Below are 13,696 nucleotides of genomic sequence, written 5' to 3'. Positions count from 1 at the left end.
CTCCAATAGGCTCGAAGCTTCTTAATGCCCGGTTGAGGAGTATGCTGGGCCTCGAATCTCCGGTTCAGCGACGTAATACGGCCACGAAGCCGTGGTCGGGAGGTACCCCCATGTCTATCCCAGGGGCTCATTCGACCTCGGACATTCGCAACATCGCGCTGGTCGGCCAGGCAGGCTCGGGTAAAACCCTCCTGACCGAGAGCCTGCTGCTGGAAGCGGGCGTGATCCGCAACCGCGGCAGTCTGGAGCGCGGTACCACTGTTTGTGACTTCGACCCTCAGGAACGGCAGCTGCGCCACTCCCTGGACGCGGCGCTGGTGCATTTCCCGGTCGGCGACTGTCACACCAATCTGTTCGACACACCGGGCTACCCGGATTTCGCCGGGCGCGCATTGACGGTCCTGGAGGCGGTCGAAACCGCCGCGGTCGTGGTCAGCGCGGTGAACGGCGTCGAGCCGGTGACCCAGCGCATGATGGACTTCGCCCGCGACCGCGAGCTCTGCCGGCTGGTCATCGTCAACAAGATCGATGCCAAGGACGCGCACCCGGAAGCGGTGCTGGCGCAGCTGCGTGAGCTCTTCGGGCGCGAATGCCTGCCGCTGAACCTGCCGGCCAACGGCGGCAAATCGGTGGTGGACTGTTTTTTCGATCCCGGTGCCGATGCCATTCAGCCGCCCGACTTTTCCTCGGTCGAGGCCGCGCACACCGAGATCATCGATCAGGTGGTCGAGGTCGATGAGGATCTGATGGCGGTGTATCTGGAACAGGGCGAAGAGCTGTCCCCGGAGCAACTGCACGACCCTTTTGAGCGCGCCCTGCGCGAGGGCCATCTCATCCCGGTTTGTTTCACCTCCGCCGAGACCGGCGTCGGCATCAAAGAATTACTGAATATCTTCGCGCGGCTCATGCCCAATCCGATGGAGGGCAATCCACCGCCCTTTCTACGCGGCGAGGGCGCTGAGGCCGAGCGCGTCAAAGTGCGGCCCGATGCCAGTCAGCATGTGATTGCGCATGTTTGCAAAGTGAACATCGATCCATTCGTCGGTCGGCTCGGCATCTTTCGCGTTCATCAAGGCACCGTGCGCTCGGGCGCGCAGCTGTTCATCGGCGATGCGCGCAAGCCGTTCAAGGTTGCGCATTTGTATCAGCTGCAAGGCAAGGAACATGTCGAAGTGCCGCAGGCCATTCCAGGTGATATCTGCGCGGTGCCCAAGGTCGACGAGATGCATTTCGACGCCGTGCTCCATGACTCGCACGACGAAGATCACTATCACCTGAAGTCCATCACCTTGCCGCCGGCGATGGCGGGCGTCGCCATCGAGCCTGAGCGTCGCGGTGAGGAACAGAAATTATCGGACGCGTTGCATAAGCTGGTCGCCGAAGATCCGGGCGTGCGCATCGATCATCAGGCCAGCGTCAACGAGACCGTGCTCTATGGCATGGGCGATCTGCACCTGCGCGTGCTGCTGGATCGCATGAAAGATCGTTACGGCGTGGGCTGTAAGACCAAATCGCCCAGCATCCCTTATCGTGAAACCATCACGCGACCGGCCGAAGGTCATCATCGACACAAGAAACAAACGGGCGGCGCGGGGCAATTCGGCGAAGTGTATTTGCGCGTCGAGCCGTTGGCGCGCGGCGAAGGATTTGAATTCGTCGACGAGGTGGTCGGCGGTGTCATTCCTTCGCAATACATTCCGGCGGTCGAGAAGGGGATTCGTCAGGCGTTGAGCGAAGGCGCGGTCGCGGGCTTTCCGTTACAGGATTTGCGCGTGATCGTGCACGACGGTAAGCATCATCCGGTGGATTCGAAAGAAGTGGCATTCATTGCCGCGGGCCGTCGCGCGTTTTTGAATGCGGTCGAAGAGGCGGCACCGATCGTGCTGGAGCCGCTGGTGCGCATCGAAGTCACATCGCCGAGCGCGTCGACCGGAGATATCACAGGCGATCTCGCGACTCGTCGCGGTCGCGTGAGCGGCAGTCAGGCTTTGGCGAATCAACGCACGCGAATCAGTGCGCTGGTGCCGCTTGCCGAAATCAACGATTACCAATCGCGGATCAAGTCTCTTACTGGCGGCGAAGGCGCGTACACGATGGAGCTGAGTCATTACGACCCGGTGCCGCCGCGCAAACAACAAGAGCTGGCGCAAGCGTTCAAGCGTGCGGAGGACTAACGACGTTTCAGTGTTTCGCCTGCTTGTTGATGCAATCGGCGCTGTTGTTAGATCGAGCGGCCGTCTCGTACGGCATTTATGGATCTAAACAACGGAGTGCTGATCATGATGAGCAAGAAGTGGATGGCGGCTGTCGCCCTGCTGACGATGTCCACCGGCGCGCTGGCGCAAGATGGAACGTTTGAATTCGACAGCATCACCAGTCTGACGCGGGCCGCCAATGCGTTCACGGGCGTCTTGGTGGGCGACACTGTCCCAACGACAGTGACGATGAACTACGGCAGTCTCTTCGGTGACAAGTGCTTCAGCTGGATGGAGCTGATGATGACGGAGCCTGGGAAGTTTACTTTGACGATCACCCTCGTTTCCGGCGGCTCGGGGACAACAGGCTCCCCATGGCATACCGACCTCACCCTCTGCAGGCTGACCGCGAAGCCTTGAGCTAGTCTTCCAAAGCATCGGGCCGTCATGCGACGGCCCGATGTGTCAAAGCTCAGCTCGGCTTCTTGAATCGATACAACACCTGATCCGTCTTGTGCCGGACCGCCGGGTCGAAGACCGGCTTGGTGTGATCGTCTTCGGCATGGGCGAAAGCCTTGCTCTCGCTGTCGAACTTCAGGCCGGCCGCTTCGATGTCACGCTTGATGATGGCGGGGTCCATGCGATGAAGCGCGTCGACGCTGACCGCTGGGTCCGCGCCTGCGACCGCGACATGATCTAATACAACGACGGTTGCGCCGGGCTTCAACGCGGGCACGAGTTTCGCGAGCGCCTGCGCCGGGTCGGTGTTGGGCCAGGAGCCGTCTTTCGCCTTCCAATACAGGTCGTGATACGACATCACGAACAACGCTCCGTCCAGACTGTTCGGCTCGAACGGCGCTTCTTCGGGCGGCGAGGTGAGCTGCACGACGTTCGGCAGACGATCGTTGCCATAGCGCTGCTTCGGCTTCTCGCCCGAGAACTTCAAATACTCCGGATTGTTATAAGCGATGACTTGACCGGTCGGGCCCACGATGCGAGACAACAGCTCGGTGTAGTAACCGCCGGCAGAAAGGTAGTCGACCACCTTCTGGCCCGGCTTCACTTCGAGGAACGTCAATACTTCGCTCGGCTTGCGCCAGTTGTCTTCATCCATATCGCCAGGCAGACGATCGATGTTGTCGATAGACGCATAGATGGCGGCCTTGTCCTCGGCCGACAGTCCAGACGTCGCGGCCGCCGGCGCCGGTACGGCTTGCTCCGCAGGCGGTTGTTCAGGCGGCGGTGCTTTCTTGCAGCCCGCGACGGACAGCACAGAGACGGAGATGGCCAGCAACAGTGCGCGGCTCATGGAGACTCCTTTTGGAAATGTTATGACGGGCCGGTGCGGCCCTAGCTTTGGGTCATCGCTTCGAGCTGCTTCGCCAGTTCGATCAGCTCGCGTTGCAAATGGCTGCGTTGCTCCGGCGTCAGCGAGGCATCGATGGCGCCCAGGACCGCGAGCGATTGCTCGCGATTCTGCGCGGCCTTGGTCTGATAAGCGCGAGTCCACTGACTTTCCGGGGCGCGCAACAGCTTGAGAATACGCTCCTCGACCGTGGCGGGCGACTGGCTTGCGGTGAAACGTTCCCGGAGTGCGCCGAACATCGCCGTCCGCCAACGAGTCTGACTCTCGAGCCAGTCCGCCGTCGTCGAGTCGAATCGCTTGCTCTCTTCGGCGATCAGCAGGTGTTGTTCCTTGGTGATCGAGCCGGTCCAGCGCTTCAATTGTTTCTCGATGTCCTTGGCGCGCTTCTCGTGCCACTGACCTTTCTTGAGCGCTTCCAGATTTTCTTCGTTGCGCTCGCGGGATTTTTCCGCGAGGTTGTTTTCGAACTCAGTGAGCTGTTCGGGCGACAGGCTCATCAACAGACGAGCGGCATCGGGCGCGGCGCGCTCGACGAGGCGCGAGCCGAACAGCTCCACTTGAGTTTCGATGCCTTTGTAAGTCGCGGCGTTGCCTGGATGAGCTGACTTGGCGGCGAGCTCGCGCAAGAATTTTGCGTAGAGGGCCAGCTCCGAGCTGCGATGCCATTGCAGCGTGCTTTCCAGCCAGGAACGCAGATCGCTGCGCTGGCTGGTATCGAGCGACACCAGATCCTGGATGTACCAGGCCGCCAGCGTATCCAGCCGGTTATAGAAGAAGTTGGTACAAGCTGCGAAGCAGAGGGATACAGCAAGTAGCAACGGCAGCCGCAGTGCTCGTGTCGTGGTACCGGTTCGAATGTTGGGAGACGCGGCGGTACGAGTCATCCTGTCATTTGTGAACGACGGCCGTCGAAGCGCGGCACACCAGACGATACCCCAACCGCATCGATTGTGGGGCGGCGCCGGTTTGTAGCATTTGCAGAAGCAGGTTGGTCGCGGTGTAGGCGAGGTCGTAAGTGGGCTGATGCACCGTCGTCAGTCGTGGCCAGACAGTTTTTGCAATGTAAGTGTCGTCGAATCCCGCCACCGACAGGCGTTCAGGAACATTGATGCCCAGCTCGTGCGCGGCCATCAGCACGCCGGCGGCCATGTCATCGTTACTTGCAAAAATGGCAGTCGGCGCATCCGCCTGGGTCAGCAATTCCTTGGCCGCGTCCATGCCGGACTCGAACGTGAAATAGCCCTGACGCACATATCGGTCCTGATATTCGATGCCATGCGCCGCGAGCGCGGCCTTGTAGCCGACCAGGCGCTGACCGCTGGCGAAATGATCCGGATGGCCGACGATGAAACCGATGCGTCGGTGACCGAGGCCGACCAGATATTCGGTCATCTCGCGCGCGGCGCCCGCGTCGTCCATGTCGACGAACGGTGTTTGATGAGGCACATCGTTCGGCGCGACGCGGACGAACGGCAGCGAGCGACGATCCAGCGCTCGCATCAGATCCGGCGATTCGCTCAGCGGCGCGGTCACGATCAAGCCATCGAGATGCGTTTGATCCACGAGTCCGAGCACGTCCCGCTCCATTTCCTCGCCGCGCCCGGTGACCTGATGCATCAACAACTGGAAGCGGTCTTCGCGACAGCGGGCCATCGCGCCGTGTTGCACGTCGACGATGTAGTTGGCGCTGGGGTTCTCGTAGATCAGTCCGATCAGGAACGAGCGGCGGCCCGCCAGGCTGCGTGCCGACAGGCTCGGGTGATAGTTGAGTTTCTTGACGATGGCCAGGACCCGCTGCCGGGTTTCCTCGCGCACGTTGGGCTCGTTGTTCAATACCCGCGAAACGGTCTTGATGGCGACGCCGGCTGCTTCGGCCACGTCTTGGATTTTCGCCCGTCGGGGCGGTGCTTTAGTCATTGCGGACAACTTATAACAAACCTTCAGTCGCAACCGGCTGTGTCGTTCAAGCCCGACTCCAGCCGTACGTTGGCGATCCCCAGCTCGAGCTTACCGGCGGTGGTCAGCAGGAACGGCGCGGTGACGTTACGCAGGTCGGCGCCCTTGCTCTGGAAACAGTGCAACGGCAATTTCAGCTGGCGCCACTCTCCGGCAGGCGCCTGTTTCAGCTGCGCGTCGATGGGCAAGTCTCCACGACAACCCGGTCCGCATTCAATGCCAACCGTGACTTTGGCGGTGGGCGGCGCGTCGACGCGGTAGTCGAAGGTCACCGACAGCTGCCCATTGGCCTCGCGTTGCAGGTCGATCGGAGCGTCGCCTTGCAGGGCCAGCGTCGCGGGACCGCGGCCGGACCACTTCGCCAACCGGGCATCTTCCTGGGCTGCGTGATCGATCGGGCTGACGATCAGCGCGTCGTCTTGTGAGTTGCCGGTCGCCGTGGCCAGCGCGGTTCGAGCCGCGTCGCCAGTGCCGACCGCGAGCTGCCAGCCTGCGGTCGGTCGGCCGGCGGCAAAGTAACTGTGGGTCGATGTTTGGCCGGCCGGTGACGCCGGGATTTCTTCGGACAGCACCGGAACGTCGGCGGTGTCCTGATAGGTCAGGCCGTAGCCGTAGTCGAACAGCGGCGCTTCGGGCGCACCTTCGCTGTTGAACTTCTGCGGCGTGCGCGGCCAGGCAAACGGCAGCTTGCCTTTGAAGTCGAAGTTCACCGAGCCGTCCTTCTTTGTGAACAACACGTCCGCGATGCCGGCGCCTTCCGAGCCGGGCAGCCACGCCGCGACGAAGGCATCCGAGGCATTCAAATAGGGATTCACCCACATCGGCCGACCGGACAGGAACACGGCGATCACGGGAATTTGATCGGCGCGCAGTTGTTTCAGCAGCTCCAGATCTTTGGTGTCGCCCGGCTTGTACTGCAACGTCGCTACGTCGCCTTGGAATTCGGCGTACGGATCTTCGCCGAACACGACGATGGCGACATCGGGCTTGCGTGTGTATTTGCCATCGACGGCCAGTGTCGCCTGGCCGCCGCCCGCGGTGACCGCCGAGCGAATGCCAGCAAAGATGGAATCGGCCTTGGGGAACTGTTTATTGGTGATGCCGGTGCCCTGCCAGGTCAGCGTCCAGCCGCCATTCTGTTTGGGCAGGCTGTCGGCGCCGTCGCCGGCGACCAGCACTTTCATGCTGGGCTTGAGCGGCAGTACTTTGTTGGCGTTCTTCAGCAATACCAGCGATTCGCGCACCGCTTGTCTCGCGACGGCGCGATGCTCGGGTGCCCCCAGCTGGTCGAACTTGCCACCCGGCGGGCGGCTCGACGGTTTGCCCGCTTCAAACAATCCCGCGCGCAGTTTCACTCGCAGAATGCGACGAACGGCGTCGTCGAGACGCGCCATCGGAATCTCACCTGACTTCACCTGCGCCAGCGTGTTGTCGTAGAGGCCTTTCCAGCTGTCCGGCGCCATGAACATATCGAGGCCCGCATTGATGGCGGCCGGGCAGCTCGTGACCGTGCAACCTTCGACCTGGCCGTGCGCGTTCCAGTCGCCGACGATGAAGCCGTCGAAACCCATGCGGTCCTTGAGTACGTCGGTCAGCAGCCCGTGATGACCGGTGATCTTCTTGCCTTGCCAGCTCGAGAACGACGCCATCACGACTTGCACGCCGGCGCTGATCGCCGCGACATAGCCGGGCGAGTGCAAATCACGCAGTTGTTCTTCGGTGATGCGCGCGTCGCCTTGATCGCGGCCTTCGAACGTTCCGCCGTCCGCGAGGAAATGTTTCGCCGTCGCGATGACGTGATTGCCGCGCAGGAAGTCCGGCTTGCCCGGATCGCCTTGCAGACCGAGCACGATGGCATGCGCGTACTCGCGCACCAGTGTTGGATTCTCCGAATATGACTCGTAGGCCCGGCCCCAACGCACGTCCTGCGCGACCGCGATGGTCGGAGCGAACGTCCATTCCTGGCCGGTGACGCGCAACTCGACGGCGGTGACCGCGCCGATCTTGCGCATCAGGTCGGCGTTACGAGTCGCGCCGAGTGCGACGTTATGCGGGAACAACGTGGCGCCAATGATGTTGTTGTGGCCATGAACCGCGTCGACGCCCCACATGATCGGAATGGCATGCTTGCCGTCACGCGTGTCCATCGATGCTTCGTAGAACGCGTCCGCCGCTTTCAGCCACACCGGCGCGGGCGCGAGGTCGTCGCCGCCGGGCGCGGAGTTGCCGCCGTTCAGCACCGAGCCGAGCCGATATTTGCGCACGTCCTCGGCGGTGACGCTGCCGACGTCGGCCTGAATGATCTGCCCGACCTTCTCCTCCACGCTGAGCTGGCTCAGCAGTTCGTTCAGGCGCGGTTCGATGGCGGTGTCATCCAATGCGGGCAGCGAAACCTGGGGCCAGATTTCCGGATGCACATTCGACGCGGTGGTGATGCGGCTGGGCTGGGTCTCGCCCGTGGTCTCTTCTTTCTTGGCACAGCCCGCGAGTGTGCTCACGAGCAGTGCTGCCACTATGGCGCCGCGAAGCTCGGCGCTTGCGCATGCGTCGATCATTGTTCGCCCCCGTTCGATTACTGTTCTGGCCGAACAGAATCCCACGGGCGTGACAACGTTGTCAATTTGCCTGTGCATGAATCCAGTCCGGGTCGTGCTTGGCGGGGCGCACCGGTCTCGTCATCATCCCGCCGATGACGAGCGTCTCCGGCTTACAACAATCGCAGCGACCGACCCGCGTTCGTGCTCGCTATCTCGCTGCGATAGGCGCGATCGCCGGTGGCGTCGCGCTCACAACAGCCGTGCGGGCCGTGGACGATGTGACGTTGCAGATCGAGCGGGTCGACGGCGATGGCTGGAGCGCGAGCGACGTGGTCGTCGACTTGGGATTGCCCGATCGGAATGCGCTGGTCCGCGCCCGAGTGGGGCGCCTGAACGTCGCCGCCTTCTCACAAACGCTCACCGATGTTCGGATCGAATGTCCGTCGCTCGATATGAGCGGCGATGTCATTGCGTGCGCGAAGGCGCGCGTACTCGCGGATTGGCCGGCACTGGGCAAACAATCGCTCGATGCGAAGCTGAGATATGGGCGCGCGGATGGCTCGCTCGACGTGGCCATTCAAGGATTGCGCGTCGGGGACGGGCGCGTCGCCTTGCAGGCGACATTGCGGGATGCGGCTTGGAATGCGAAGGCTCGTCTGCAACGCGTGCCCATCGATCGTTTGATGAAGCTGGCCACGGATTTCAAAACGCCGCTGCCGGCGGGGCTGGCTGCGACCGGGCTGGTCGATCTCGACATCGCGGCGCGCGGCAAACAAACAAATCTGAGTGAAGCGAAAGTCACGGGCTCGTTGCTCGAGCTCACGGCTAACAATGAGGACGGCAGCCTTGCCAGCGACAAGCTGTCGCTGCACGTGGACGCGAGCGTGCGGGGCTCGGCAAAGCAGCTGGCGTTCGATGTCGAGATCAAATCGTCGCAAGGGCAAGCTTTCGCGCAACCTATCTTCGTCGATCTGTCGGCGCATGCGATGTCGCTGCGTGCGCAGGGCACGCTGACGGATGGCAAAGCGCTGACGTTGGAGAACTTCACGCTCGATCACGCGGATGTCGCGCAAGTCTCGGGACGAGGGCGATTGCAGTTCGATCTGGAACAGCCCGTGCAAGATCTCGATGTCGAGCTGACGGCGCTGAAATTTCCCGGCGCCTATGAGAGCTACTTGCAACCGTTGCTCATCGATACGAATTTCAAGTCGATGCAGACCGCCGGCAGCATTGCAGGCAAGCTGTCGGTGGCCGAGGGCGAGCCTCGTCATATCGATCTGCGCTTCAACGATGTCACATTCGATGACGGCGCGGGCAATCTGAATTTATCGGCGTTGAGTGGGGAATGGCACTGGCTGGCTGACGCAACCAGCAACGATTCTGAAGAAGACGACGCTTCACCGGCAGGCGCGCTGCAACTTCAAGCGTCGCAACTGAAACGGCAGGGCGGCGCGCCTGCGGCACCCATGCCCCCAGGTCAACCATCACTGCTGAAAAGGCAGGGTGGCTCGCCTGCGGCACCAATGCCCGCAGTTCAACCATCACAGCTCAAGTGGCAGGGAGGGTCGCTGCTCGGCCTCGATCTCGGTGCGAGCGAACTGAACTTCACCACTCAAGGCCGACAGTTCCGCCTCACTCAGCCCGCGCGCATTCCTTTGCTCGACGGTGCCATCGATCTTGAAACGTTCCGTGTCCGCAATGCCGGCCTGCCGTCGGTCGCGTTCCTCGTGGACGCCACGCTCAAGCCCGTCAGCGTCCAGAAGCTGTGCAAGGCATTCGGCTGGCCGGAGTTCGGCGGACAGATCGGCGGCGCGATTTCGAAGCTGCGCATGCGCGAAGGCATCATCACGCTCGGCACGACGCTGCATGCGCAAGTATTCAACGGCGAAGTCACGATCAGCGATTTGCGTCTGGAGCAGCCATTCGGTCAGTGGCCGCGGTTCTATTCGAGCATCGCGCTCGACAACCTGGATCTGGAGCCCATGACCAGCGCGTTTTCTTTCGGGCGCATTACCGGGCGTCTGTCGGGTGCGATCAATGGACTGCAGCTGTTCAACTGGACGCCCGTGGCCTTCGACGCGAAGCTCTTTACGCCACTCGACGATCGCTCGCGCCATCGCATCAGTCAGCGCGCAGTAGAGAACATCGGCAGTATCGGTGGTGGCGGTGCCGGCGTGACCGCGGCGTTGTCGAGCGGCTTCCTGCGCTTCTTCGACGATTTCAATTATGACCGGCTGGGCATTTCCTGCCGCTTGCAGAACGAAGTGTGCGTGATGGACGGCGTGGCACCGGCCGCCAATGGCAATTACTACCTGGTGAAGGGCAAGGGTGTGCCGCGCATCGATGTCATCGGCAGCTCGCGTCGCGTGGATTGGCCACGCCTGGTGGAGCAATTGCTGGCCGCCACCGAGTCCGAAGGTCCCATTCTGCGATGATGACTGTCGCTTCGATAACTCTGATTGACGGTTGGCGGGCAGCCGACTGTAATCTCGTCCGAGCCCCAAGGAGTTTCTGATGCGATCCGCCTCTTACAAAGTTGCCACGTTGCTGTGCCTGGCCTCGTGCCTGATCGTCGCCGCGTGCGTCACGATCAATGTTTATTTTCCGGCGGCCGCGGCCGAGAAAGCGGCTGACAAGATCATCGACGATGTGTGGGGCTCGGATGGCCAGCCGGCCAAGAAGGACGATAAGCGTTCGGCGCTGCCCGTTCAGTCAAGCGATCGCTTGCTGGCTGCCGCGCATTCCGTGCTGAACCTGCTGGTGCCCGCGGCTGAAGCCGCGCAGGCGGACCTGAACGTGTCGACGCCGGCGGTCCGGCAGTTGACCCAATCGATGGAAGAGCGCCATGCCAAGCTGAAGAAGTACTACGACTCCGGCGCCATCGGCCTGACGCGCGACGGCCTGGTGGAAATTCGCGATCAGAACCTGGTGCCGCTGCCGGAGCGCAACTCCGTGCGCAAGCTGGTCGCCGACGAGAACGCCGATCGCGCCAATCTGTATCGCGAAATCGCGACCGCCAACGGTCATCCGGAATGGGAAATGGATATTCGCACCACCTTCGCCGAGCGCTGGTCCAGCAAGGCGGCGTCGGGCTGGTTCTATCAGGACAAGGACGGCAACTGGAAACAGAAATGAGTGGTCGCTGAAAATCGACAGGCTAAAAAAAAGCCCCGCATTTGCGGGGCTTTTCGTTTCCGAGTCGACGACTCTTCGAGTTGTTGGGTGGCGTCGGCTAAATCTGGAAACGTCGCTGTTGTCGCTCAACCCTTCTTGCTCCCGCCTCGCCTGGTTATTGCCAGGACGAAAGGCTGCGCATCCCTGTCGCTTGTGATTCGATCCCACTCCCCTCGCGGTGCCATCCCCGCTTCTCTGCCACATTCGCCGCCCCCGGAAGAGCAGCGCTGGACCTATCCAAGCAAGCCACATGCCGTTCGGCGTGCGGTGCGTGCTGGGACAGGAACTTAGTCCTAATCGTCGCATCAGCGCAACTACTTTTTGCGGGGTGTTGCGCGACGCGTTGTAAGGAAACTCGACGCTGTGCAGCACTGTAGTCGCGAGACTACGCGCGGGTTTAGTTAAGTCCTTGGAATTTCCAGGGTGATGCTCACACCGCTGTCATCAGGAAGGTTCGTTGCGGTGACGCGACTACCGTGGAAGTCGGCGATGAGGCGCACGATGTAGAGGCCGAGCCCGAGATGGGGTTTTCCATCCGAACTCCCGCGGCTGCTCACCAGCGACTCGAACAGCCGGTCGTTCAGCTGCGGCGGCAACGGCGGACCTTCGTTGCTGACACTCAGCCGGTAGTCGCGCGGGCCGGCTTCCAAGGCGAGGGTGATCTGCTTGCCGGCGGGCGTGAAGTCGGCGGCGTTATCCATCAGCTTGTCCAGCAACTGCGCGATCAGCTCCGGCGAGCCGTCGATCGTGCAGGCCTCGCTCGGCACCTGGGTCTCGATGCGATGCTGAGCGAAGGTCTGGCGATAGGCCTGGCCCATGTTCCGGACCAGCTCGCTCAGATCGAAGTGCACGCGGTCGGTGTTATCGATGCTCTGCTCGACCCGCGTCGCCTCGCTCAGCGCCGTGAGAATCGCATGCATACGATTGGTGCCGCTGCGGGCCCGATCGACGTAGCTCTGCGCGTTCGGCGCCAATGCTTCTTCACTAACGAGGTTGTCCAGCGACGAGCTGACGATGGTCAAGGGCGTGCGCAACTCGTGCGACAGCTTGGTGCCGAGCGTTTGCAAATAGATGGTGTATTCCTTCACGCGGCCGAGCAACGTGTCGTAACTGCGGGCGAGTGCGCCGAGCTCGTCTCTCGCATCCGTGCCTGGAATGCTGTGTTCGATGCGACCTTCGGCGGTCAGCGCCGTTCTCGCGGCCCGGCTCAAGCGGCGAATGCGATGTGACAAGCGGGCAGCGAAGAGCAGCGTCACGATCACGGAGAACAGCGTCGCGAATATTGTGACATTCAACAGGCGGGTGAGCGCCAGCTCGCGGACCAGCACCAGCTGTTCGCCGGGTTGCTCGACGACCAGCGCCCCCAGGATTTGATCGCGATAGCGAACCGGCACGGCGGCACGAACCAACGAGGGCTCGCCGCCGGCTTGATCGAACCAGATCGCGGCGTTTGTGCCTTCGCGCGCTTTATCGACCGGCGCGCCCCACATGCCATACGGCAATCCATAGGCCTGCGGTTTTACTGAGCTGCTTGGAAACAAATTGCGATACACCGAGCGCATGAAGCCGTCTTCATCCGGTTGCAGGCCCGGGTAGGTGGATGACGCGTTCACTGTGACTTCGCCCGCGCGTGCGAGCAGCCAACCGTTCACATCGACGACGGAAACGCGAATGCCTTCCGGTGTGTACTGTTCCAGTCGCTGCTTCAAGGCTTCGGAGCCCGTGTGCACCCAAGCGAGGCCGCGCGTGGCGGCAACGGTCGCGTTGTCTTTATCGAGCGCGTAGACCGCCAGCTGAGTCCCAAACAAATTCTGCGGTCCCCGGAGTTCGACGGCATATCCGGTCGCGGTCTCACGCCACACGCCAGTGATGTATGGCATGTCTTCGGCGTGCGGGCGCCAGGGAGAGCCGATATCACAAGGGCGGACGATGATGGGGCCGGGCGCCAGCGCGCTGATGGACCACGCGCGTTCCCGACTGAATTCATCGCGCGTGAGAATGATCAAACGATTGGCGCCGCTCTCCGGCACGGTCTCGTTGCCGGTCGGCGTTTCGTACGCATGACGAGGCGTATTGATCTCGGCGTAAACGTGTAAGGACCGGCCATGCACGCCGAGTCGAAGCAGCGGCGCATTCGGCTGAGCGCTGGAAAAGCCGGGCACGGGACGCGTCGGCTCCGGCCACTCGTCCGCGAAGCCGTCGATCAGCGGCTGGGTCAGCAGCAGCGGAGCAAACAAATCGCCCCGATTTGGATCGAACGTGTTGCGCAGCTCGCCGGTGCGATAAAGCAATTCGGGCTCACTCGCGACCACGCGGCCGAGCACTTCGGCGGTCGTGATCAGCGCCGCCTCCTGACCGCTGCGCAGTGTGGTCTCCATCTGTTGCGCATATTTCCAACCGGCCCACGGCAGGATCAGCGTCAGCAGACTGAGCAGCAGCAGCTTGGTGCGAAGAGACATTCCGTGAAT

At 62.1% G+C, this 13,696-nt stretch carries 9 protein-coding genes; 4 read left to right on the top strand and 5 right to left on the bottom strand.

All coding sequences use genetic code 11. From position 1 onward, the window contains the following. Window positions 1-110: 110 nt before the first annotated feature. Both fusA and ACFPN2_RS12340 read left to right on the top strand, forming a co-directional pair. Window positions 111-2,174, top strand: coding sequence for an elongation factor G (gene fusA, locus ACFPN2_RS12345; RefSeq protein ID WP_380596903.1), 2,064 nt, complete (start codon window positions 111-113; stop codon window positions 2,172-2,174). Between the two features lie 105 nt (window positions 2,175-2,279). Beyond that, window positions 2,280-2,615 (top strand): hypothetical protein, encoded by a 336-nt coding sequence (locus ACFPN2_RS12340; RefSeq protein WP_380596902.1) that lies wholly within the window; start codon window positions 2,280-2,282, stop codon window positions 2,613-2,615. A 52-nt stretch (window positions 2,616-2,667) separates the two neighbouring features. Here ACFPN2_RS12340 and ACFPN2_RS12335 read toward each other — a convergent pair whose 3' ends face one another. From ACFPN2_RS12335 to ACFPN2_RS12320, 4 genes are all read right to left on the bottom strand, one after another. Next, window positions 2,668-3,504, bottom strand: a complete 837-nt coding sequence (locus tag ACFPN2_RS12335) for a class I SAM-dependent methyltransferase (protein WP_380596901.1) — start codon at window positions 3,502-3,504, stop codon at window positions 2,668-2,670. A gap of 41 nt (window positions 3,505-3,545) precedes the next feature. Continuing rightward, window positions 3,546-4,445, bottom strand: coding sequence for a DUF6279 family lipoprotein (locus ACFPN2_RS12330; protein WP_380596900.1), 900 nt, complete (start codon window positions 4,443-4,445; stop codon window positions 3,546-3,548). Between the two features lie 4 nt (window positions 4,446-4,449). Next, a complete protein-coding gene (locus ACFPN2_RS12325) occupies window positions 4,450-5,439 on the bottom strand; it encodes a LacI family DNA-binding transcriptional regulator (RefSeq protein WP_380596899.1) in 990 nt (329 codons plus the stop codon). Window positions 5,440-5,501: 62 nt separating this feature from the next. Further along, window positions 5,502-8,072 (bottom strand): glycoside hydrolase family 3 protein, encoded by a 2,571-nt coding sequence (locus ACFPN2_RS12320; protein ID WP_380596898.1) that lies wholly within the window; start codon window positions 8,070-8,072, stop codon window positions 5,502-5,504. Between the two features lie 134 nt (window positions 8,073-8,206). Here ACFPN2_RS12320 and ACFPN2_RS12315 point away from each other — a divergent pair, with 134 nt between their 5' ends. Then, window positions 8,207-10,489 (top strand): translocation/assembly module TamB domain-containing protein, encoded by a 2,283-nt coding sequence (locus ACFPN2_RS12315; RefSeq protein ID WP_380596897.1) that lies wholly within the window; start codon window positions 8,207-8,209, stop codon window positions 10,487-10,489. A 79-nt stretch (window positions 10,490-10,568) separates the two neighbouring features. After that, window positions 10,569-11,189, top strand: a complete 621-nt coding sequence (locus tag ACFPN2_RS12310; RefSeq protein WP_380596896.1) for a YdbL family probable chaperone protein — start codon at window positions 10,569-10,571, stop codon at window positions 11,187-11,189. 440 nt (window positions 11,190-11,629) lie between these two features. Here ACFPN2_RS12310 and ACFPN2_RS12305 read toward each other — a convergent pair whose 3' ends face one another. Continuing rightward, window positions 11,630-13,687 carry an ATP-binding protein gene (locus ACFPN2_RS12305; protein ID WP_380596895.1) on the bottom strand — a complete coding sequence of 686 codons (2,058 nt, stop codon included), beginning with the start codon at window positions 13,685-13,687 and terminating at the stop codon, window positions 11,630-11,632. Between the last annotated feature and the right edge of the window lie 9 nt (window positions 13,688-13,696).

The sequence above is a fragment of the Steroidobacter flavus genome (assembly GCF_042651805.1).
GTDB classification, from domain to species: domain Bacteria; phylum Pseudomonadota; class Gammaproteobacteria; order Steroidobacterales; family Steroidobacteraceae; genus Steroidobacter; species Steroidobacter flavus.
This window is presented reverse-complemented; position numbering and strand designations above follow the sequence as displayed.